The sequence below is a fragment of the Flaviflexus equikiangi genome (assembly GCF_014069875.1).
GTDB lineage: Bacteria > Actinomycetota > Actinomycetes > Actinomycetales > Actinomycetaceae > Flaviflexus > Flaviflexus equikiangi.
The window spans coordinates 141,344-162,976 of record NZ_CP059676.1; the positions used below are offsets into that span (position 1 = coordinate 141,344).

The 21,633-nt window shown below is 61.8% G+C and carries 24 protein-coding genes; 15 read left to right on the top strand and 9 right to left on the bottom strand.

What is annotated here, in order from left to right; all coding sequences use genetic code 11:
* From H2O75_RS00720 to H2O75_RS00730, 3 genes are read right to left on the bottom strand one after another with little or no spacing between them, the layout of a single operon-like run.
* Positions 1 to 498: a MarR family winged helix-turn-helix transcriptional regulator gene (locus H2O75_RS00720; protein WP_204736201.1), complete on the bottom strand. Its 498-nt coding sequence runs from the start codon at positions 496 to 498 to the stop codon at positions 1 to 3.
* Positions 476 to 1,132: a CE1759 family FMN reductase gene (locus H2O75_RS00725; RefSeq protein WP_182172274.1), complete on the bottom strand. Its 657-nt coding sequence runs from the start codon at positions 1,130 to 1,132 to the stop codon at positions 476 to 478. The genes H2O75_RS00720 and H2O75_RS00725 overlap by 23 nt, the downstream gene beginning before the upstream one ends.
* A 5-nt stretch (positions 1,133 to 1,137) precedes the next feature.
* Positions 1,138 to 2,313, bottom strand: coding sequence for an LLM class flavin-dependent oxidoreductase (locus H2O75_RS00730; protein ID WP_182172277.1), 1,176 nt, complete (start codon positions 2,311 to 2,313; stop codon positions 1,138 to 1,140).
* Between the two features lie 187 nt (positions 2,314 to 2,500).
* Between H2O75_RS00730 and H2O75_RS00735 the strand changes: the two genes are divergently transcribed.
* The 4 genes from H2O75_RS00735 (at position 2,501) to H2O75_RS00750 (ending at position 4,577) form a co-directional block, all read left to right on the top strand.
* Positions 2,501 to 2,821: a putative quinol monooxygenase gene (locus H2O75_RS00735; RefSeq protein ID WP_182172280.1), complete on the top strand. Its 321-nt coding sequence runs from the start codon at positions 2,501 to 2,503 to the stop codon at positions 2,819 to 2,821.
* A gap of 96 nt (positions 2,822 to 2,917) precedes the next feature.
* A complete protein-coding gene (gene aroD / locus H2O75_RS00740) occupies positions 2,918 to 3,625 on the top strand; it encodes a type I 3-dehydroquinate dehydratase (RefSeq protein WP_182172283.1) in 708 nt (235 codons plus the stop codon).
* Positions 3,626 to 3,634: 9 nt separating this feature from the next.
* Complete coding sequence (locus H2O75_RS00745; RefSeq protein ID WP_182172286.1) at positions 3,635 to 3,793, top strand: hypothetical protein; 159 nt, start codon at positions 3,635 to 3,637, stop codon at positions 3,791 to 3,793.
* A gap of 46 nt (positions 3,794 to 3,839) precedes the next feature.
* The gene (locus tag H2O75_RS00750) at positions 3,840 to 4,577 is read left to right on the top strand and encodes a phosphoglyceromutase (protein WP_182172289.1); all 738 of its coding nucleotides are present in this window, start codon (positions 3,840 to 3,842) and stop codon (positions 4,575 to 4,577) included.
* A 52-nt stretch (positions 4,578 to 4,629) separates the two neighbouring features.
* On the opposite strand, the gene phoU is transcribed toward H2O75_RS00750, so the two are convergent.
* Positions 4,630 to 5,322: a phosphate signaling complex protein PhoU gene (phoU, locus tag H2O75_RS00755; RefSeq protein WP_182172292.1), complete on the bottom strand. Its 693-nt coding sequence runs from the start codon at positions 5,320 to 5,322 to the stop codon at positions 4,630 to 4,632.
* A 145-nt stretch (positions 5,323 to 5,467) separates the two neighbouring features.
* Between phoU and H2O75_RS00760 the strand changes: the two genes are divergently transcribed.
* Both H2O75_RS00760 and H2O75_RS00765 read left to right on the top strand, forming a co-directional pair.
* Positions 5,468 to 6,634, top strand: a complete 1,167-nt coding sequence (locus tag H2O75_RS00760; protein WP_182172295.1) for a sensor histidine kinase — start codon at positions 5,468 to 5,470, stop codon at positions 6,632 to 6,634.
* Positions 6,631 to 7,320: a response regulator gene (locus H2O75_RS00765; RefSeq protein WP_182172299.1), complete on the top strand. Its 690-nt coding sequence runs from the start codon at positions 6,631 to 6,633 to the stop codon at positions 7,318 to 7,320. Before H2O75_RS00760 ends, H2O75_RS00765 begins: the two co-directional genes overlap by 4 nt.
* A 49-nt stretch (positions 7,321 to 7,369) precedes the next feature.
* Here H2O75_RS00765 and H2O75_RS00770 read toward each other — a convergent pair whose 3' ends face one another.
* Positions 7,370 to 7,837, bottom strand: coding sequence for a hypothetical protein (locus tag H2O75_RS00770; protein WP_182172302.1), 468 nt, complete (start codon positions 7,835 to 7,837; stop codon positions 7,370 to 7,372).
* A 150-nt stretch (positions 7,838 to 7,987) separates the two neighbouring features.
* Here H2O75_RS00770 and H2O75_RS00775 point away from each other — a divergent pair, with 150 nt between their 5' ends.
* The 3 genes from H2O75_RS00775 to ispF are packed head-to-tail and all read left to right on the top strand — an operon-like array spanning position 7,988 to position 9,610.
* On the top strand, positions 7,988 to 8,467 hold the full coding sequence (locus H2O75_RS00775; RefSeq protein ID WP_182172305.1) for a CarD family transcriptional regulator: 480 nt from the start codon (positions 7,988 to 7,990) through the stop codon (positions 8,465 to 8,467).
* A gap of 1 nt (position 8,468) precedes the next feature.
* Entirely contained in the window at positions 8,469 to 9,149 is a 681-nt protein-coding gene (ispD, locus tag H2O75_RS00780; RefSeq protein ID WP_182172308.1) for a 2-C-methyl-D-erythritol 4-phosphate cytidylyltransferase, read from the top strand.
* Entirely contained in the window at positions 9,146 to 9,610 is a 465-nt protein-coding gene (ispF, locus tag H2O75_RS00785; protein ID WP_182172311.1) for a 2-C-methyl-D-erythritol 2,4-cyclodiphosphate synthase, read from the top strand. The genes ispD and ispF overlap by 4 nt, the downstream gene beginning before the upstream one ends.
* A gap of 7 nt (positions 9,611 to 9,617) precedes the next feature.
* Here the strand turns inward: ispF and H2O75_RS00790 are convergent, their stop codons facing one another.
* Positions 9,618 to 10,940: an MFS transporter gene (locus H2O75_RS00790; RefSeq protein WP_182172314.1), complete on the bottom strand. Its 1,323-nt coding sequence runs from the start codon at positions 10,938 to 10,940 to the stop codon at positions 9,618 to 9,620.
* A gap of 103 nt (positions 10,941 to 11,043) precedes the next feature.
* Here H2O75_RS00790 and cysS point away from each other — a divergent pair, with 103 nt between their 5' ends.
* From cysS to H2O75_RS00810, 4 genes are read left to right on the top strand one after another with little or no spacing between them, the layout of a single operon-like run.
* Positions 11,044 to 12,471, top strand: coding sequence for a cysteine--tRNA ligase (cysS, locus tag H2O75_RS00795; RefSeq protein WP_182172317.1), 1,428 nt, complete (start codon positions 11,044 to 11,046; stop codon positions 12,469 to 12,471).
* Complete coding sequence (rlmB, locus tag H2O75_RS00800) at positions 12,468 to 13,442, top strand: 23S rRNA (guanosine(2251)-2'-O)-methyltransferase RlmB (protein WP_182172320.1); 975 nt, start codon at positions 12,468 to 12,470, stop codon at positions 13,440 to 13,442. The genes cysS and rlmB overlap by 4 nt, the downstream gene beginning before the upstream one ends.
* Entirely contained in the window at positions 13,439 to 14,770 is a 1,332-nt protein-coding gene (locus H2O75_RS00805) for a hypothetical protein (protein ID WP_182172323.1), read from the top strand. The genes rlmB and H2O75_RS00805 overlap by 4 nt, the downstream gene beginning before the upstream one ends.
* A complete protein-coding gene (locus H2O75_RS00810; protein WP_182172326.1) occupies positions 14,763 to 15,161 on the top strand; it encodes an ASCH domain-containing protein in 399 nt (132 codons plus the stop codon). Before H2O75_RS00805 ends, H2O75_RS00810 begins: the two co-directional genes overlap by 8 nt.
* Positions 15,162 to 15,218: 57 nt before the next feature.
* Here the strand turns inward: H2O75_RS00810 and H2O75_RS00815 are convergent, their stop codons facing one another.
* On the bottom strand, positions 15,219 to 15,797 hold the full coding sequence (locus H2O75_RS00815) for a LytR C-terminal domain-containing protein (protein WP_182172329.1): 579 nt from the start codon (positions 15,795 to 15,797) through the stop codon (positions 15,219 to 15,221).
* A gap of 160 nt (positions 15,798 to 15,957) precedes the next feature.
* Between H2O75_RS00815 and H2O75_RS00820 the strand changes: the two genes are divergently transcribed.
* Positions 15,958 to 16,758, top strand: coding sequence for a hypothetical protein (locus H2O75_RS00820; protein ID WP_182172332.1), 801 nt, complete (start codon positions 15,958 to 15,960; stop codon positions 16,756 to 16,758).
* A 63-nt stretch (positions 16,759 to 16,821) separates the two neighbouring features.
* Here H2O75_RS00820 and H2O75_RS00825 read toward each other — a convergent pair whose 3' ends face one another.
* Positions 16,822 to 18,147, bottom strand: a complete 1,326-nt coding sequence (locus tag H2O75_RS00825; RefSeq protein ID WP_284142897.1) for an anaerobic C4-dicarboxylate transporter — start codon at positions 18,145 to 18,147, stop codon at positions 16,822 to 16,824.
* Entirely contained in the window at positions 18,144 to 19,592 is a 1,449-nt protein-coding gene (gene aspA / locus H2O75_RS00830) for an aspartate ammonia-lyase (RefSeq protein WP_182172336.1), read from the bottom strand. Before aspA ends, H2O75_RS00825 begins: the two co-directional genes overlap by 4 nt.
* 415 nt (positions 19,593 to 20,007) lie before the next feature.
* Between aspA and H2O75_RS00835 the strand changes: the two genes are divergently transcribed.
* On the top strand, positions 20,008 to 21,621 hold the full coding sequence (locus H2O75_RS00835; RefSeq protein ID WP_182172339.1) for an inorganic phosphate transporter: 1,614 nt from the start codon (positions 20,008 to 20,010) through the stop codon (positions 21,619 to 21,621).
* The last annotated feature ends 12 nt before the right edge of the window (positions 21,622 to 21,633 follow it).

Below are 21,633 nucleotides of genomic sequence, written 5' to 3' on the forward strand. Positions count from 1 at the left end.
TCAGCCGATGGCGTCGAGTCGTTCGCCCACGCGGGTGAAGACGCGCAGGAGCATATCCTCGTCCCCCGGTTCGAGATGGGAGAGGAAGAGATCGTCGACTTGGCAGGCGTGGAGTGCCGCTGCTTCCTTGAAGAACGTCCTCCCGTCATCGGTGATGCTTGCGAGGGCACCTCTTCTGTCCGTGCCCTCAGTCTCCCGGACGACGAAGCCGCGATCGACGAGGTGTGTGACGCGGTAGGTGATCCGGGACGGCGCAAACACCATGCGGTTGGCAAGCTCGCCCATTCTCATCGACCCGCCGGCTTCGACGAGGAGCAGGAGAAGGTTATAGTCCGCGAGAGTCAGGCCCAGCTGGTCCTTGAGCGACTTCTCGAGCCGGTCGCGCAGAAGCGCAGTCGCCTCCCAGTAGGCCCGCCACGCTTGACGTTTCCCATCCGTCTCGCGCAGATCCGGCCTGCCGGCACGTGTCCATACGCTATCCGTTGAGAAGCTGCTCAAAGGGAGTCACCTCGATCTCGGTTGGGTGATGTTTCGATGCCCGTGGCCGGGAGGGAATGGCGTTGATCAGGTTGGCGAAGGTGGCGCCGGCATGGTGGATCCGCTCATGGATCGGAGCTGTCTTGGTCGAATCCGACGAGCCGTACACGTCACCCCAATCGTCTGCCGCCGCGTAGACGGAGACGGGGGAGGTCAACGCCTTGAGGTAGGCGAACAGCGGCCGCATCGCCTGGTCGATGACGAGGGAGTGCCGTGCGGTTCCTCCCGTTGCGCCGAGGAGTACAGGGGTTCCCGCGAACTCTTCCTCATCAACCAAGTCCCAGAACGACTTGAACAGGCCCGAGTATGAGGCTTTGAACGTGGGACTGACGGCGATCACGCCATCGGCTCCCATGACCTGGTCCAGCGCGTCCTGCAGACCGGGCGTGATCGTGTGGGCGATGAGGGAGTCGGAGATTGCGGTGGCGAGCAGACGCAGCTCGATGACATGAACGTGGGATGCGATACCGGACTGGGCGAGGGTCTCCGATGTTGCCTCTGCGAGACGATCGGCAAGCATACGCGACTGTGACGGGTCGCCGAGCCCGCCCGAGACAACGGTGAGACGTCGAGGATCGTTCCGTTCGAGAGTCATGCCTGTCACCGTGCCCTACTGGCGGCGTCGAGCTTCGCCTTGCGCTCTTGAGCATCGGACCATGCGCGTGAACCTTCCCTGCCTCCCGGCACTGGAGATTCGCCCCTCCGGGCACGCTCGACAAGGAAATCGTGCGTGGGAGCGTCGGGGACGTCCGCGGGACGGTTCTTCGCAAATTCTTCGCGCAGCACGGGCAGGACGTGTTCGCCGAACATGTCGAGCTGCTCGAGGACCGTCTTCTGGGGCAGGCCAGCGTGGTCGATGAGGAACATCTGACGCTGATAGTCACCGACCCAGTCGCGGAACTCGAGGGTGCGGTCGATCACCTGCTGGGGAGAGCCGACCGTGAGAGGCGTCATCTCCGAGAAGTCCTCAAGGGAGGGGCCGTGTCCGTAGACGGGGGCGTTGTCGAAGTAGGGACGGAACTGGCGAACGGCTTCCTGAGAGTTCTTGTGCATGAACGCCTGCCCGCCGAGAGCGACGTACGCCTGGTGGGCTTGCCCGTGGCCGTAATACTCGTAGCGCTGACGGTAGAGGCGGACCATCTCGATGACGTGTTCCTTGTTCCAGAAGATGTTGTTGTGGAGGAAGCCGTCACCGTAGTACGCGGCCTGTTCCGCGATCTCGGGCGATCGGATCGAGCCGTGCCACACGAACGGAGGCGTATCGTCCAGCGGTCGTGGAGTCGCGGTGAAGTTGTTGAGCGGTGTGCGGTACTTGCCCTGCCAATCCACTCGGTCTTCATGCCACAACCGGTACAGCAGGTTGTAGTTCTCGACCGCAAGGGGGATGCCGGCGCGAATATCCTTCCCGAACCAGGGATAGACGGGCCCGGTGTTGCCGCGCCCGAGGGCAAGATCGACCCGTCCTTCTGCGAGATGCTGCAGGTAGGCGTAGTCCTCTGCCAGGCGGACGGGATCCATGGTGGTGATGAGAGTGGTGGAGGTCGAGAGGATCAGCTTCTCTGTTTGGGCCGCGAGATAGGCGAGCAGGGTCGGCGGGTTGCCGGGCGCCACGAAGGGCGGGTTGTGGTGCTGGCCGGTCGCGAACACGTCGAATCCCACCTCCTCGGCGTGCTTCGCGATGTCGACGGTTGCCTTGATTCGCTCATTCTCGGTCGGCACATGCCCGTTTGTCGGATCCGGCGTGATGTCGCCGATGGTGAATACTCCGAATTGCATCGCTGAACAGTCTCCCTAAGTCTTTCAAATTTGAACTACTTGGGGTAACGCAAGATCGGGGAGTTTATTCCCGCCCCCATCGCGCCCTCATTCCCGCTTGTCGCGAACAGCGTTCCGTGACGTGAGAAGGCTCGTCTACCGTTGAGGCGATGCCCCTCATTCGGAGGGGCGATAGAGGAGAACAACCATGATTTTTATCGTCGTGAAGATGCCGGTGAAGCCGGAATATGCTGACCGCTGGCCTGAGCTCTCGGCCGAGTTCACGCAGGCGACACTCGCTGAAGAGAAGAACAAGTTCTTCGAATGGTCGCGTTCCGTGAACGACCCCAACACGTACGTGCTCGTGGAGGGCTTCGAGGACGATGGCGCCGCTGCACACGTCCAGTCGGACCACTTCAAGAAGATGCAGGAGGAGTTCCCGCAGTACCTCTCCGCCACACCCCAGATCATCTCCCGCCAGATCGAGGTCGATGACTGGGACGAGATGGGCGAACTGAAGATCGGCTGATCCCCCTCGGCGTGCGATACAGTCGTCCGCGCCCACAGTATCGGGGCCCGTCGCATGGTATTCCTAGAGCGACGGGCCCTACATGTTGGAGGAAGAATGAATCCGCACATACCGCGCGTGCTCACGGACGGCACGGCACTGATCGTGCCGCTCTTCGGCTCCCCGCAGAGCCTCCCCGAGAAGATCGCACAGGCGCGTGAATCTGGCGCTGACATCGTGGAATGGCGGGCGGATCTGTCAGAGGACTGGGAATCCTGCGCCGCCGTTCTCGCGGACGCCGACGTCCCGGTGATCGCCACGCTGCGGACCGATCGGGAGGGTGGGGCCTTTGCGGGGCGCGGGGAAGACTATCTCACGGCCGTGACGATGCTTCTCGCCGCGAAACCCGATCTCATCGACGTCGAGATCAACCGGTCAGCCGCCTACCGCGCGATTGCCCTCGCTCGCTCGAGCGGCGTGCCTGTCATCGCTTCGCACCACAATTTCGACATGACTCCGCGCAACGACGACATCCTCGAGATCCTCCAGGCAATGGTCGAGGCCGATGCCGACATCCTCAAGATTGCATTCCAGCCTCTCACCCCGGACGACACGTGGCGCCACATGGAGCTGTCGCGGAGCCTGACAGGCAGATTCGGTCGACCCATCATCTCGATCTCGATGGGAGATGATGCCGCGTGGACGAGGCTGGCCGCGAAAGCCTGCGGCTCCGCCGCAACATTTGCGAGCCTTGGCGAAGGTTCTGCTCCCGGTCAAATCGATGCATCCCTCGTGCGGGGTGTTCTCGATGCTTTGGGCCGGTAGAATAGTCCCGTGGAGAACTTACTCGCCGTCCTGCCGTCCATCCTCGCCCTCGGCGCCTTCGTCGCGGTGATGAAACTCGTGATGAATTCCGATCGTCTCGAGCGTAAAGCCGAAGCCGAACTGGATGCTCAGGAAGCGGCAAAGGCCCGCGAGAACACGGCCGACTAGGTCTGCCGTCCCGAATCCGCCTGATCTGACATGGAAAGATAGATATATGGTCTACAAACTGGTTCTGCTCCGTCACGGCGAGAGCGAATGGAACGCAAAGAATCTCTTCACCGGATGGGTGGATGTCCCGCTGTCTGAGAAGGGCGTTGAAGAAGCCAAGCGCGGCGGCACCCTGCTGACCGAGGCTGGCGTGTCACCCGACGTCCTGCACACCTCCCTGCTGCGCCGCGCCATCTCCACCGCCAATCTGGCGCTGGATGCCGCTGATCTGCACTGGATTCCCGTCAAGCGCTCCTGGCGTCTCAACGAGCGCCACTACGGCGCTCTGCAGGGCAAGGACAAGAAGGAGATCCGCGACGAGTACGGCGAAGAGCAGTTCATGCAGTGGCGTCGCTCGTACGATGTTCCGCCGCCGGCAATCGAGGCCGGTTCTGAGTTCTCGCAGGACTCCGAGCCCCGCTACGCGGGTGAACCGATTCCCGCAACCGAGTGCCTGAAGGACGTCCTCGAGCGTCTCCTGCCCTACTGGGACAATGAGATCGTGGCCGACCTCAAGGACGGCAAGACCGTCCTCGTCGCGGCACACGGCAACTCGCTCCGCGCCATCGTCAAGCACCTCGACGGCATCTCCGACGACGAGATCTCCGGTCTCAACATTCCGACCGGTATTCCGCTCTACTACGAGCTTGACGAGAACTTCAAGCCGATCACTCCGGGCGGCACCTACCTCGACCCCGAGGCGGCGAAGGCGGCAATCGCAGCCGTTGCCAACCAGGGCAAGTAAGACACTGTGACTGAGGGGGCCGGTTCAGACGAACCGGCCCCCTCAGTCATCGTCAGCTTTGGCCTTCGGATGCTTCCGCGATCTCGCGAATGGACTCGTTCCGTTCGGCAAGGACGCCGGTGACGAGGAAGGTGATGCGGCGGGCAATCGACACGCCGTGATCCCCGAAGCGCTCCATGTAGCGGGCAAGGAGGACCGTGTCGATAAGCTCCTGGCGGCTCAGGTCGAGGGACTCGTCGAGGACGAGGCCGAACGACTGCTGGTGCAGGGCATCAAGGATGTTGTCTTCCTCTTCGATGCGCTCCGCCAAAGACAGGTCGTGCGTGTCGAGGAGCTCGGCGACGCGCTGGCCGACGACGGTTGCATGCTCGGCCATGCTGACCAGCAGCTCGTAGACGGGGCCGGAGTTGACGCGCTCGGGGTAGCGTCCGCGTGCCACGTAGGCGACGTGCCGGGCCAGATCTCCCATCCTCTCCAGCGTCGAGGAGATACGCAGAACCGAGACGACGGTACGCAGGTCTGCGGCGACGGGCGCTTGGCGGGCCAGAAGCGAAATCCCCATCTCGTCGAGGTTGCGCTCGAGAGCATCGATCCTCTTGTCGGCATCGATCACCTGCTCGGCAAGCGCGATGTTCGCGTCCTTCAAGGACTCGGTAGCGCGCTCCATCGAACGCGCCGCCTCGCGGCCCTGCTTGAGCAGGTCGTCGCCGAGCTGCTGCATTTCTTGCCTAAAGATCTCGCGCACGTGAACTCCTGTCGCCGGTGGTCGTAGATATCCGAGCCTCACTTCATCATAGCTCGGTTAACATTTGGTGGTCTTGAGGTGAACTCTCGTCGTCAACGCGGAATCGAGAGGGGTATGGCTCGCCAAACCTGTCTATTGTGAAGGCATGCCTGATATCGGTATCCCGCATCTCCTCCTCGCCATCATCGGTGGCATCCTCACCGGATGGATCCTGGCGTCGACGCGGCTGCGCTCCCTGCGCTCGCAGGAGGACATCGACATGATGTCGTCTGAACTTGCCGACCGCGACGTCCAGTCGCTCCTCGCCGCCATCCCCCAAGCGCACATTCTCCTGACACGCATGGGAGATGTCGAGAAGGCCTCGACGGAGGCGTATTCTTTCGGCATTGTTCGCGGGTCCCGCATCATCCGCTCCGAAATCGTGGCGGCCGTGCAAGAGGTCGCGAAGACGGGGGACGTGAAAGACCTCGAGCTCTCACTCCGGCGATCATTCTCCGGAACAGCGAGAGTCGTGCTGTCGGTCAGGGTTGCTCCCATGAGCGGGGAGCGTACGCTCGTACTGTTCTTCGACACAACAGAAGCGAAGCGTCTCGAGGAGACGAGGCGCGATTTCGTGGCCAACATTTCCCACGAGTTGAAGACCCCGATTGGTGCGATCGGGCTGCTCTCGGAAACGATCCAGGACTGTGCAGACGAACCCGAGCATGTGGTGACCTTTGCGGAGAAGCTCCAGCGCGAATCGGCGCGGCTTGCGTCACTCGTCCAGGACATTATCGAGCTGTCGCGGGTGCAGAACGGTGCCGCTCTTGCGAGCAGTGAACTCGTCGATGTCGACGACATCGTGTCTGAGGCTATCGACCGATGCCGGATCGAGGCTGAGAGTCGCGGCCTGACGATCGTTGCCGTCCCGACGCCACAGGTCAGCGTTGTCGGCGATCGTGCGCTGCTGACCACCGCGATCCGCAACCTTATCGACAACGCGATCCGCTATTCCAATCCCGGTGGGAGAGTCTCTATCGGGGTATCCCGCCACGAAGGGGAGGTCCGAATCGCCGTCGTCGACCAAGGCGCCGGCATTCCCGACGAGCAGAAGGATCGTGTCTTCGAGCGTTTCTACCGGGGAGACGACGCTCGGACGAGAGACAAGGGCGGGAGCGGGCTCGGACTGAGTATCGTTAAGCATGTGGCAGCCGACCACGGTGGCCGCGTCATGCTGTGGAGCGAGGCGGGCAAAGGTTCGACCTTTACGTTTATCGTCCCCGACGTCACCCCCGCAGTGCAGAACATTGAAGAGGAAGAGGCACACGAATGACCCTGATTCTCCTCGTGGAGGATGAAGCGTCCTATCGCGATACGCTGTCGTTCAATCTCCGCAGGGACGGCTACGACATCGTTGCCGTGGGAGACGGGAAAGAAGCACTCGACATGTTCTCCCGCATCCATCCCGATATTGTGCTCCTCGATCTCATGCTGCCGGGCCTGTCGGGGACGGAGGTGTGTCGCCAGATTCGGCAGAAATCGAACGTCCCTGTCATCATGCTGACCGCCAAAGACTCGGAGATAGACAAGGTTGTTGGGCTCGAGATCGGTGCCGATGACTACGTCACCAAGCCCTATTCCTACCGGGAGCTCGTCGCTCGCATGAGAGCCGTCCTGCGTCGCGGCGGGGTCGAAGGAGACGAGGAGGCTGATGCGACGATCAGCATCGGCCGCATCACGATGAATGTCGATCGCCACGAGGTGACGATCGATGGGGAACCTGCACCGATGCCGCTGAGGGAGTTCGAGCTCCTCGAACTGTTCCTCCGCAACCCGAACCGAGTCTTGACGCGGGGCCAGATCATCGACCGAATCTGGGGCTCCAACTACGTGGGTGACACGAAGACGCTCGACGTCCACGTCAAACGCCTGCGCTCAAAGATCGAGGTCGACCCGTCCGCCCCAGAGGTGTTGAAGACCGTCCGCGGTCTCGGCTACAAGCTCGTGTCAGAGTCCTGAACACGAACGGGGCGCTCGAGCGCCCCGTCCTGATGTTCCACCGACAAGATCAGTCGCACTCCGCATCCGGGAAGGCGTCGACATAGTCGGGGGAGCATGCTGAGATCACGGGGATCGCGGCGGCAGATTCCGCTCCGCCCGCGCTGACGGTCGACCGGACGTTCGTTCCCGGCACGAAGTCGCCCCGCACGGTCACGAGGTTGCCATCTTCGATGTCGGCGAGAGTGCCGAGGTTAATGGAGGAGCCGGCGTCGACAGCGAAAGACTCATCGAGTGCGTCGCTGACGATCACGGCCCGAACATCATCCCCGCCCCGATTGTTGATCGACCCGTAGAGGATGCCCTCGCCCGAACCATCGGACAGGATCATGAGGTTTTCGAAGACCACATCTGAGTCGAGGTGGACGCGAATACCATCCGAGGGTGCGTACGGTTTCTGGGTGATGGCCTCGGTTGTCGTCGAGCACGAGGCGAGCACGAGTAGGGCACCGGCGGCGGTGAGTCGCAAAAGTTTCACATGTCCTCCTATTGTCAGTTCCCCAGGGTAGCCTAAATTATCCACGGGGACCGCCTAAAACGGCGAGATATCGGGAATCCAGTGGGCTATTTTCCGGAGGTGATAGAATAGGTTTCTAGTCGGGCTCCATCCGTGAAAGGCTTTCCATTTATGTCGCTTAAGATCGGCGAGACTGTTGTCTACCCCCACCATGGGGCTGCTTACATTGAAGATATCGAGACGAAGGTCATCGACGGCGAAGAGCTGAAGTACCTGACCCTCCGTGTCATCCAGGGAGACCTTGTTATCCAGGTCCCCGCTGCCAGCATCGAAGATGTTGGCGTCCGTGACGTGTCCAACCACGCCCAGCTCGAGGAAGTCTTCGCCGTGCTCCGTGAGGAGACGGTCGAGGAACCCACGAACTGGTCGCGCAGGTTCAAGGCCAACGGCGAGAAGCTCACCTCCGGTGACGTCATCAAGGTCGCCGAAGTGGTTCGCGACCTCACGAGGCGCGACGAGGGCCGCCACCTGTCGGCCGGAGAGAAGCGCATGCTCATGCAGGCACGCCAGATCCTCGGTTCCGAAGTTGCTCTCGCGAAGGACATCGACGAGGAAGAAGCATCGGACCTCCTCGACGAGATTCTCGGCTGAGATGACGACCGCCGTTGTCGTGACGGCCGCTGGCATGGGGACCCGTCTCGGGTTCAACATGCCGAAAGCGCTTGTGCCGCTGGCAGGGCGCACCCTTATCGAGCATGCTCTCGACGGCGTGATCGCCTCGAGCATTGCTGACCGGATCGTGGTCACGATCCCCCCGGGAACAGAGGACGTGTTCTCGGCACTTGTGGGCGCCGACGTCACGATCGTGGCGGGCGGCGATCACCGGCAGCAGTCCGTCAAGAACGGCATCGATGCTGTGGCCGATGCCGACATCATTCTCGTGCACGATGCGGCCCGATGCTTGACCCCGCCGGCAGTGATGGTGCGCGTGCGGGACGCGATCCGCGCCGGTCACGCAGGTGCCGTTCCCGCTATCCCCGTCACCGATACGATTAAGCAGGTGGAGCCGGGCTCCCCGTACGAACCGATCGTCCACACGCTCGACAGGAGCGTCATGAGGGCCGTGCAGACACCCCAGGGATTCCGTGGAGACGTGCTTCGAGCCGCACACGCCACACGGTGGCCGGGCGCTGATGGTGCGCCGGACGACGCGATCCTGGTCGAACACGCCGGCCACGATGTCGTCATCGTCGAGGGGAGCCACATGGCAATGAAGATCACGACCGTGCTGGATCTGCGTCTTGCGGAGCTCCTTCTCCAGGGACAGTCATGAGAGTGGCGACTGCGCTCGATGTTCACGCGTTTTCGACCGAGCCGCGTCCGCTCATGCTGGCCTGCCTCGAGTTCGCACCGACAGGAGGCCTGGCAGGACACAGTGACGCCGATGTCGCAGCTCATGCAGCAGCCGATGCTCTCCTCATCGCGTCAGGAATCGGTGAACTCGGCACAGTCTTCGGTACGGATCGACCCGAGTGGGCGGGAGCCTCCGGTGCTGCGCTGCTCGGCGAAGCGGTACGCCTCGTGCTGGCAGATGATTGGCATGTCGCCAACATATCGATACAGATCATTGGGCAGAAGCCGCGGTTCGCTCCCCGCAAGATCGAGGCGCAGGACGCGATGAGCAGGCTCGTTGGCGCTCCCGTCATGATCGCGGCGACGACCACAGACCATCTCGGTGCGCTGGGCCGCGTCGAAGGGATCGGCGCCCTCTCAACAGCGCTCCTCACCCGCTGACGAGAGGTCAGGCCGCGGAGTCCGTCAGCTTCTCTTCTGCCGGGCGGACCTTGAGGAACGATGCGAATCCCGCGAACAGGACAATGGCGATGCCGAGGATTCCGAAGTAGGCGGCGTCTTTCTTCGAGGAATCGAGAAGAATCGCGCCGATCGAGATTGCTGTCGCGTACATGAATGGGGAGAGGAACGAGACCGCTCTTCCCGTTGTCGCGTAGAGGCCGAAGATCTCACCCTCCTCCCCGGGCGGGATGATGCGGGCGAGATACGTGCGGGAGCTTGCCTGGGCAGGGCCGACGAAGATGCACAGAAGCAGGCCCGCGATCCAGAACACGATCTTCCCCTGGTCGTGCAGAAGGAAGATGAGCAGGCCGAGGATCACCATGGAGGCGAGAGAGAACAGGATGACGGGGCGAGACCCCACACGATCATCGATGTAGCCGAACTTGATGGTGGCGATCCCGGCAACAAGGTTCGCGGTGATACCGAAGATCAGCACTTCGCCGCTATCGAAACCGAAGGCGACGCCTGCAAGGACCCCGCCGAAAGCGAAGACACCCGCCAGACCATCTCGGTAGATAGCGGAGGAGATGAGGAACCAGACGATCGAGCGGTCGGTCCGCCACAGCCGGGCGACAGATCTCAAGAGCATGCGGTAGGAGTCGATGATGCCGACCCTGCTGGTCGTCTTCGCCTCAGTATCAGCCGCTGTCAGCATGAGGGGAAGCGAGAATGCGAGCGTCCACACGGCGCACAGGACCATCGAGACTCGCACGCTCATGCCGTCACCGGAGGTGACGCCGAACCAGCCCACCTCGGGGCCGATGATGCCGACGTAGAGGAACAGCATGAGGACGATGCCGCCGACGTAGCCGAGACCCCAGCCGATGCCGGAGATCTTGCCGATGTTCTTCGGTGTGGAGATGTCGGTCAGCATCGCATTGTAGACAACGGAACCAGTTTCGAAGGCGATGTTGCCGATGGCGAGGAGCAGGAGGCCGAGCCACAGGTAGGACTCGTCGGGGCGAACGAAGGCGAGGGCTGCGGTGGCGATGATGGTCACGGATGTTGTGAACGCGATGAGGCCGCGCCTCTTGCCGCTGCGGTCGGTGGACTGCCCGATTACGGGGGCGATGATGGCGACGAAGATCCCGGCCGCCGTCATCGTCCATCCCAGCGATGCGTTCGCGTTGTCCCCGAAGAGGTCAGCATCGGCGATGTAGACGGAGAAGACGAACGTTGTGACGACGGCATTGAAAGCAGCGGAGGCCCAATCCCACAGCGCCCATGCTGTGACTTTCTTCCGCATCGAACGGTCTTGCGTAGTGCTCATTCATGCACCGTAGCGCGTGAACGCTGACAAAAACGAAACAACGGGGAAAAGTATCGCCCGTCAGACATGTCGAATAGTGGGCGGAGACAGGTAGCCTAGATGTGTGACTCTGGAAATTCATGACTCAGCGACAAAAACCCAACAGGTGTTCGAGCCTCGTGTCCCCGGCAAGGTGGGCATCTACCTCTGTGGGGCCACCGTACAGGGCTCCCCTCATATCGGACACCTGCGGTCGGCGCTGGCCTTCGACGTTCTCGCACGGTGGCTGAGCAGATCGGGGTACCAGGTCACGACGGTCCGGAACGTCACCGATATCGACGACAAGATCCTTGCCAAGTCTGCCGAAGCCGACTGGGAGTGGTGGGCGTGGGCCTATCGTTTCGAGCAGGAGTTCTCCGCAGCCTACCGGGCTCTCGGCGTCCTGCCCCCCACGTACGAGCCACGGGCGACCGGCCACATCACCGACATGATCAGCCTCATCGGCACGATCATCGACCGGGGCCACGCCTATGCGGGGAACCCCGGCAACGTCTATTTCGACGTGGAGTCTTTGCCTGACTATGGTTCACTCACCCGCCAAGACCTGAGGAATATGACGGTCGACGAGGACGATGTCGAGACTGATAAGCGCAATCCGCACGACTTCGCACTGTGGAAGGCTCCGAAAGACGGTGAGCCGGAGACAGCCGCGTGGGACAGCCCCTGGGGGCGCGGTCGTCCCGGATGGCATATCGAATGCTCGGCCATGGCAGGACGCTACCTCGGCGACGCTTTCGATATTCACGGCGGCGGGATCGACCTCCGTTTCCCCCACCACGAGAACGAGCAGGCGCAATCCCATGCGGCAGGCAGGAGCTTCGCAAAATACTGGATGCACAACGCCTGGGTGACGGTCGACGGTGAGAAGATGAGCAAGTCCCTCGGGAACTCCCTCATCGTGTCCGAGATTCTCAAGAACGTGTCGGCGCCTGTCCTCCGTTTCGCGTTGACAACGGTTCACTACCGCTCGACGGTCGCATACTCACCCGTGACCCTGTCCGAAGCCAGCGCCAACTGGGAGAGGATCTCAGGTTTCCTCGCGCGGGCTGCCGAAACCGTCGGCGAGGCGGACAGCGATGCTGTCGCCGGGCTGGGGGCGGGCGAGCTGCCGGTCGAGTTCAGGGAAGCCATGGACGACGATCTTAACGTGTCGGCCGCCATGGCAGTGATCCACGATCACATCACGAGAGCGAACGTCGCGCTCTCGGCGCGCGACGATCTGGCCGTGGCAGAGGCCCAGGTGACGATCAGGGCGATGCTCGACGTCCTCGGCCTCGACCCGCGATCGCAGCAGTGGCGCGATGCTGGCGGGAACTCGCACGACGAGGCGCTCAGTGTCCTCGTCCAGGACGTGCTCGATCGTCGCGCCCAGGCAAGAGCCGATAAGAACTGGGAGCTGGCAGACAGTCTGCGCGACACTCTCACCGAAGCAGGAATCAATGTTGAAGACGGCGCCGATGGCGTGCGTTGGCACGTCAAGGAGAACTCATGAACAATCATCGCCCCGCCAATAAGAAGGGCCCGAAAGTCGGGTCCGGCGGTGTGCGCCGCCGCAGGCTTGAAGGCCGCGGCCCCACGCCGAAAGCTGTCGACCGCGAATACCATCCCGCGCACGCGCGAGTGAAGGCCAAGGAGGCTGAGGAGAAGCGGGCAGAGGCGATCAAGATCGCTCGTGCCGGCGGCAAGCTCCCCTCCTATCTCAAGCTCGAGCCCGGCCATGAGCTGATCGTCGGACGCAACGCGGTCGTCGAGGCCGTCCGTGCCGATGTGCCGCTCACGCGCGTCTTCATCGTGACGGGAAACACGACGGATGAGCGGATGGAGGAAGCGGCCCGTACCGCGGCCGAACGCGGCGCTCCCGTGATCGAGGTGACCCGCGGTCATCTCGACATCATGACGGAGAAAGCCTCACATCAGGGCATCGCCATCGAGGTTCCGCCCTACGACTACACGACGATCGAAGCGGTCGCTGACGACATTGCTGCCTCCGATCGGACAGGACTCATTCTTGCTCTCGATTCGGTGACCGACCCGCACAACCTGGGCGCAGTGCTCCGGTCAGCATCGGCCTTCAACGCGGACGCCGTCCTCATCACCGAACGCCGCTCTGCCGGTGTCAACGGCACCGTGTGGAAGGTGTCGGCCGGTGCGGCTGCCCGTGTCCCGGTCGCCCGCGAAACAAACCTTGTCCGTTCGCTCCAGGACCTGAAATCACGAGGCTTCTTCGTTGTCGGACTCGCTGGGGAGGGCGATGTCATGCTCGATGAGCTCGAGCTGGCCGACATGCCTCTCGTCCTTGTGACAGGCTCTGAGGGCAAGGGCCTGTCGAGACTCGTGCGCGACACGTGCGACCAGATCTGTTCGATCCCGATCTCGGGGGAGATGGAGTCGTTGAACGCGGCTGTTGCCACCGGTATCGCCCTCTACGAGGTGGACTGCCGCCGTCGAAAGGGTACGAAATGACGATGTGGCGTCCCGTCAGCGGGGACATCTATGGCCTCGATGCTGAGCTGTTCAACGAGGAAGCATTCCAGGAGTTCTTTCGCGAGGAACGAGTCCTCGCACGCGGACACAATGTCGAGAACGGCCACTACGAGATCGAGCTTGCCGTGACAGGCAGGCGCCGCCGCGTGGCAGTCCTCGACGCAGACGGCTATGTCATCCCCGGCATGCCGCTGTCCGAGCTTGTCGACACGATGGATCAGAAGCTGCGCAAGGTCCAGATCGTCATCGAGGACGAGATCCGCTACGGCGATATCAACCTCGGCTCGGTCGCACCCGACGTGGAGGCTGACATCGCGGTCTTCGAGGAGGGGCTGGCCGGAGTCCGCACACCGGAGGATGCTGCCGATGACTCGGATGAGGAGGATGCGGAGGAACTGCCCGACGCGCCGCTCCTCATGATCTCGGATCTCGCGTTGGCGGAAGTTCCTGCTATCGCAGCGGTGACGAAGGTGCCGATGGCGGTGATGCCGCATGGCAACGTGCGCGTCCTCGTCGCAGCGAAGGCAGTCGACGTGAAGAAGATGATCTTCCCTCGTCCCGTCTACCATCTGACCCTGAGGACACAGGGAGATGACGCCCCTCTGCTGACGCTCGGTCTCGACAATCAGAGGCTTCTCACGTGGACGTGGGAGGATCAGCTCCCTGTCATGGACTGGATGACGGACTATGAGGCGGCCCTCGAGTTCGCTGACGAGAACCTTGGTGCGGGTGCTATCGCCCGCCGGTGCGTGCTCGAAATCGATCAGGGATCCGCAGGAGACGTGCGTCGGGCACTCCTGTCGTCGAAGACGATGGGACCCGCCTTCTTCGTGCAGGCGATGGGGCTCGGCCCTGAAATCCTCGACGTGCTCGAAGGACGTCTCGACGTCGCCGAGATTCCCGACGCGGAGGTGTTCAAGCAGGCCAATCTGTCTGACACCATCCGCCAGGTCGTGGCGCTCGAGATCTCCGGCCATGGTGTCGCGACGCCGAAGCTGTGGGAGAACTATCGCAAGCTTTACCTCGGCAATCCGGGCCTCATGAGTGCGACGGCAGCGATCCAGGCGGCACTCGGCGGGTCAGTCTTTGTCGGTGCACTGCAGGCGAAGGGCAAAAAGGCCCGCTGGGGTGCAGGCCTGGGTGCGTTCCTCATGGTGAACTCTATTTCGCGCGTCCTCACGACTCACTACATCCAGGAGTCACTCGAGCACAGCGAGGCCGTCCGGAAGCTGACGGAAGCGGCCGCGGAGGAAGCCCGAGAAGAGGAGCGCGAGCGGCTCGAGCGGGAAAAAGACGCGGATGACTGACATCGAATCGTTCTGGAGCCATGCAATTATCAAGGCCCGGATCAACCCCCTCGAGGTTGTGACGGGGCCTGACCGTGAGTCAGTGCTCACGCCTCCAGCGTGGTCTCTGGACGATGAGACAGTGACGGCTGCTCTCGAGTCGAAGTCGACCGTCCTCACGTCCCTCGAGACAGACCATGAAGATCTGCCCCGCGTCGGGGCGTTATCAATCCTGCTCTGGGAGGACGGCACCCCTGCTGCGCTTCTGAGAACGACGGACGTCTCCGTCTATGGCCCTGACGAGCTGGACGGCCGTGCAGAAGTCGGAGACTGGGCCGCCCTTCGAGACACGGTCTCCAAGGGATCCAGGGTTGTTGTCGAGCGTTTCCGGGTCATCGCCGACAACTCGTAGGCGAATCAATCCTCGGTCCCGCGCAGAGCCGCCACCTCGTGACGGCAGTGAGTCGAGTCAGCGTTCGACGACGACGCAATTCTCAGGATTGGTGAGCTCCTGGCCGCCAGCCAGTGCTGCGAGTTCCTCCGCTGGGAGAAGGTTCGTGTAGCTGCTGCTGAGGACGATATCGAGCACTTCCGTTGTCGCCGTACCGTCAAGGAGCACAACGGCCTCCGGGAATAGGCGCGCCACTGTGTAGGCCTGCGGCAGTGCGCTTTGAGCGGCATAGATGACGACCGGCTCGGCAGGTTCCGTCCCGCCCCAGTTCAGTTCATCAGAGATGGTGATGCCCTGCTCGGTGAGACTGCCGGCAACGCTCCCTGCCAGCCCCGTCCGGTTCGAGGCGTTGTAAACGTTGGCGGTGATGGAGGAGTTCTCAACAGAGAGCGTTCCCTCGGGCATGCAGGGGACCACGTTGCCCTGCTCCTCCTCCGATGCGGTGAAGTCCCTATTGAACGGAATGGGGAGGATACCGGAGAACCACAGCAGGCCGAGGAGCATGAGGAGAGCAAGAACGAGAGCCATACTCCCGAAGACAACGGTTTGCCGCTGCTGGAGACGCCGCTGATAGCTGAGCCGTGGATTAGTGTTCACGTACCCAACGTTATCCCACACCGCCCCGAACATGGAGATAGATCGGCGTGTAGGGCTTCCGCTTGTGCGCCGCAAGGATGCCTGCGGGAGAGGGCTCCCCATTCGCCAGAAAGAGCGAAGACACCAAGGTTCCTAGACTTGCTCTCGAGGGGAGGTTGCCATGAAGCGTCGAGGAGTTCTTGCCTTGTCCGTGCTTTTTCTCGCTGGCTGCGGAGCGGTCGCGGAGGAGGACACAGGACACCTGGAGTCTGTGGGAGCGTCAGTCTCCGAGGGAGCGGGAGTACTTTTCGATCCGACGTCCCTCGGTCTCACCAGTGGATCTGGCAGCGGCATCGGCGGAACCTCCGAGAACCCACAGGCCGCTGATCCGCTCAACCCTGGATTCTCAATCGGACCCGCAACGGGCAATTCTTTCCATCGTCTCCTCCTCGACACGGCAGACGTGGTTCCCGACCAGAGCATCCTCCAGGTGGGCGAGCATCTCACCGATAGCGATATTCGTGAAGCCGTGACGATGACGTCCCGGTTCGCGGCAGAAGAGCTTGCAACATCAGAGCTGGCCTTCGACTACACGACAGAAGGTGCCCAGCAGTGGCTGGACGAACACGCAGAGCTTTTTCTATCGCCAGACCTCATTCGGAGCGCGCTCCTCGGCGAAACCGACACGAACGATTCTCTCGCCTTGCTCTACACGGATCACGGATGGGACAGAGGCGTTCCCGTCAATGCCAGCCGAGTCCAGAACCTCCAGGTGACCCTCACGTCACTGACGTGGGAGCAGGACACTCTTTCTCTCACCTACAGCATCACCTTCGAGGCTGAGGTGACAGGTGCAGGTGGCTTAGATACGCGAGCCATCGAACAGACGCGACTCCAGCCGACCTATCGCGTGAGACAGGTCGCTGGGCAATGGAAGATCGAAGACTACGCGACGCGCTGGCAGACGACATATCGGTTCTAGAGCTACACAACATGACAGTGGCTGGACGAGACATTCTCATCCAGCCACTGTCTGTGAGGAGAGCTAGAGTCCGCGGAGAGCTCCGAAGACGAAGCCCAAAGCGACCGCGATAGCGATGTTGATGACTCCTGGAACCAGGAAGGGATGGTTGAAGATAGCCTTCCCGATCCTTGTCGTGCCAGTGTCATCGATCTCAACGGCAGCGAGCAGTGTCGGGTAGGTGGGCAGGACGAAGAGAGCAGACACCGCGGGGAACGCTGCGATCGCGGCGACGGGGGAGACCCCGATGGCGAACGCTGTCGGCATGAGTGCTCTCGTCGTGGCGGCTTGGCTGTAGAGCAGGGCCGCGGCGAAGAACAGGATGATGGCGAGAGTCCACGGGTAGTCGCTGAGCATGTCGCCAGCGGTCTCCATGATGAGCTCTTCGTGGTTCGAGACGAACGTTGTCCCGAGCCACGCCACACCGAGAACACAGATGGAGGCGGACATGCCCGACTTGAAGGTGGAGGCGCCGAGAATCGATGCCGTGGGGACCTTGCAGAGCATGACGATCAGCGCCGCGACGGACAGCATGATCGAGATGATCGCCTGATCGCGGCCCATGACCGGATCGGAGATAAGGCCGACGTTCTCGCTGATCGCAGTCGCGTACGACATGACGGCAACGAGGCCGAGGACGAAGATGAGGACAGACAGCTTCGCACCCTTGGGGAGCTCGCGCGTCTGGGATCCCTTCATCTCGATCTCTCCGGCAGCCAGCCTGCGCTGGAACTCGGGATGTGTGGACAGCTCCGACGTGCCGCGAACCTTGTCGACAGCCATCATGATCGCCGCGGTGCTCATGCAGGCGATAAAGGTGGCTGGGATGGCGATGGCGAGGAGATCGATATAGGAGACGCCTGTTCCTTCGCTCTCGAGGAGAGCGGCGAAGAATACGACGGCGGCCGAGATCGGAGATGCTGTGATCGCCATCTGTGACGCAATGACAGCAATCGATAGGGGGCGTGAGGGGCGAATGTTGTTCTCTTTCGCGACCTCGGTGATGACGGGCATGGTCGAGAAGGCGGTATGTCCCGTGCCTGCCATGACGGTCATGAGATAGGTGACGAGGGGAGCGAGGAACGTCAAATACTTCGGATTCGAGCGCAGAACCTTCTCGGCAAGATTGACGAGGTAGTCCATACCCCCCGCCATCTGCATCGCGGCAATCGCTGCGATAACCGACATGATGATCGAGATGACGTCGAAAGGCATATCGCCGGGTGTGACGCCGAGGAGGGCGAGCGCAAGCACGCCGAGACCGCCGGCGAAACCGATAGCGATGCCGCCGAGCCGGGCACCGATGAAGATCGCTGCGAGAACGATCGCGAATTCGAGTGCAATCATCATGATGTTCCAGCCTCATCATCGTTGTCGTCGGTGAAGAGCTTGCCCTGGTAGACGGGGTTCTTCAAAGCCTCGGGTGACAGGAGTTCGTCGATGCGGGCCTCGTCCAGAAGCCCCATCTCCAAGACGACTTCCTTCACGGTCCTGCCCGAGCGTGCCGCCTCCTTGCCGACGAGGTCACCATTGTGGTGGCCGATCACCGGGTTGAGATAGGTGACGATGCCGATCGAGTTGAGAACGTTGTGCAGAGCAACCTCGGGGTTGGCGGTGATGCCGGTGACGCACTTGTCCTTGAGAGTCACTGTCGCGTTCTGGAGAAGCGAGATCGACTCGAAGAGAACCTGGGCGATAACGGGCTCCATGACATTGAGCTGCAGCTGGCCGGCTTCCGCCGCCATACTCACCGTCATGTCGTTGCCGATAACGTTGAAGCACACCTGGTTGACGACTTCGGGGATGACCGGGTTGACCTTGGCGGGCATGATCGACGAACCCGCCTGCATCTCCGGCAGGTTGATTTCGTTGAGGCCGGCCCGCGGCCCGGATGAGAGGAGGCGCAGATCGTTACAGATCTTGCCGAGCTTGACTGCGACGCGCTTGAGGGCCGCGTGCATCGATACATACGCCCCAGCATCCGACGTCGCTTCGATGAGGTTCGCTGCACGAACGACGGGAAGGCCGGTGATGTCGGCAAGCTTCGCGATGGCAAGCTCGGAGTAGCCCTCGGGGGTGTTGAGGCCGGTGCCGATCGCGGTGGCGCCGAGGTTGACCTCGAGAAGGAGCTCGGCCATGCGGTGCAGGTGACGGACCTCCTCGCGCAGAAGGACGGAGAACGCCGTGAACTCCTGGCCTAGGGTCATGGGCACCGCATCTTGGAGCTGTGTCCTCCCCATCTTCAAGAAGTCGGCGAACTCGTCGCCCTTCGCGGCAAAAGCATCTGCCAGGCTATCGACCTCGTGCCAGAGCGACTCCACGCTCGTGTAGAGAGCGACGCGGAACCCGGTCGGGTAGGCATCGTTCGTCGACTGGCTCTTGTTGACGTGATCGTTGGGGTTGATGACGTCGTAGCGGCCCTTCTCGAGCCCCATCGATTCGAGAGCAAGGTTGGCAACAACCTCGTTCGTGTTCATGTTGACCGAGGTTCCCGCGCCGCCCTGGAAAAGGTCGATGGGGAACTGGTCCATGCAGCGCCCATTGACGAGAATCTCGTCACAGGCAACCTCGATCGCTTTCGCGATGTCAGAGGGGATGGTGCGCAGTTCGCCATTGGCCTGCGCGGCGGCCTTCTTCACCTGAACCATGGCCCGCACCATAGCGGGCACGTCGTTGATCGTCGATGTGCTGATGTGGAAGTTGTCGATTGCTCTCTGGGTGTGGATGCCGTAATACGCATCCGCCGGAACCTCAGCTGTTCCGAGTAGGTCTTCTTCCGTCCTTGTCATCGCCATTGGTGCTCCTAAGTCGTGCCTCGCGTCCTTGCGAGGCTGGCTACTCCCGCCTTTGGGGTGTATCGGCGGGTGGTGCTTCCTGCTCACTGCTGTTGTGCAACAAGTTACGCGTATTATGGCATCTCCGCTCGGGGGACTTGTCCGACTTATGTCCCTTTTTGCTTGCACATCCTTCCATGTGAGCAAGGGGTGATATGCCCGCTAGTTCATTCTCTTCCGCGCTGAACATGATGATGTATCGCACATGGGCATGGTGGCGCCAGTATCCGCCGCAACAGGTGACCAGAAGAGGTCGATCGTGTGAACAATTCGTAGCAGAAAGGTGTCGGAGAACGAGGATAAACGTGCCATAATCTGATTGGCCTCAGCGGGTGGGCAATTCTGTCCGGCCGCCAGAAATGGATATTGGAGTGGCATGGCGAGTCCGAAGCCAAGTTCTGCTGAACAGATCATCTTCAAGGACGCTACGGAGCGGAACACAGGGTGGAATATCGCCTTCTCTCTGCTCCTCGCGGTCACTTTTGTCATATTTGCCAAATGGGGGCTCGGATATATCGGCGTGGATGCGAGTCTTCCCGTCTTTTTCCTCGCCTCCTGCTTCGGCCTGTTCATGGCCTTCAACATTGGCGGAAACGATGTGGCGAACTCGTTCGGCACATCTGTCGGCTCGGGCACGCTGACGATCAAGCAGGCGCTGCTGATCGCGGCCGTGTTCGAAGTCAGCGGCGCGATCATCGCCGGCGGCCAAGTCACCGAGACCGTGCGCAGCGGCATCGTCGATCTCGAGACGATCGACATCAGTCCCAACGATCTCATGTTCATCATGATGAGCTCGCTCCTGGCCGCCGCTATATGGCTGCTGTTCGCCTCGAAGATGGGCTACCCGGTTTCCACGACGCACTCGATTGTCGGCGGCATTGTCGGCGCCGCCCTCATGGTCGGCTTCGTGACGGGGCAGGACAACGCGCTCGACATGGTCCAGTGGGGCGAGATCGGCAAGATCGCCGTGTCGTGGGTTCTGTCACCGCTCCTCGGCGGGCTCGTCTCCTACGGGATGTATCGCTGGATCAAGAAGTATATTCTCCAGTTCAACGAACAGGCCGAGGCTGCACTGGAGGCGCTCGGTACGAAGCGCAAAGAGTTCGTCATGCAGCACCGCCACTCGTTCGAGGTCCTCTCCGACCTTCAGGGTGTTTCCTACACGGAAGCACTGAGCCGCGATTCGAAGCGAGTATCGTCGGGAGATTTCGAGCTCGATGAACTCGAGTCGGACTACTTCAAAGAGCTCGAGCTGATGGACCGAGAGGCGAAGAAGATCGATGCGCACCGCGCCCTCGAGAAGTGGGTTCCGGCCCTCGCCTCCTTCGGCGCCCTCGTCATCGCCTCCATGCTGATCTTCAAGGGCCTGTCAAACCTCGACCTGGCCCTGTCCATGTCAGGCAAGATCGTCATTCTCGCCATGGTGTCCGCTGTGGCATGGATGGCGACCTCGATCCTCGTGCGGCTCCTCAAGAAGAAGTCGCTGCAGCGGTCGACCTTCCTCGTCTTTGCGTGGATGCAGGTGTTCACAGCCTCTGCCTTCGCCTTCTCCCACGGCTCCAACGACATCGCCAACGCTATCGGCCCGTTCGTTGCAATCCTCGATGTCTTGCGCACGGGCAACGTCTACGAGACGGCGGCGATCCCCACCATCGTCATGATCGCCTTCGGCGTGGCACTTGTCGGTGGCCTCTGGTTCACCGGCCGCAACGTGATCCGAACGGTGGGGACGAGCCTGACACGCATGCACCCCTCCTCGGGCTTCGCCGCGGAACTGTCCGCAGCCATGGTGGTCATGGGTGCGTCCGTTCTCGGTCTGCCAGTGTCGTCGACACACATCCTTATCGGCGCCGTGCTCGGCATCGGCGTGGCCAACAGGGCTGCCAACTGGAAGCTCATGAAGTCGATCGGCGTGACCTGGGTCGTGACACTCCCCGCGGTCTCCGCAATGTCCGCCCTTGTCGTCCTCGGACTGCGCGCCATCTTCTAACCCAGGAAGCGT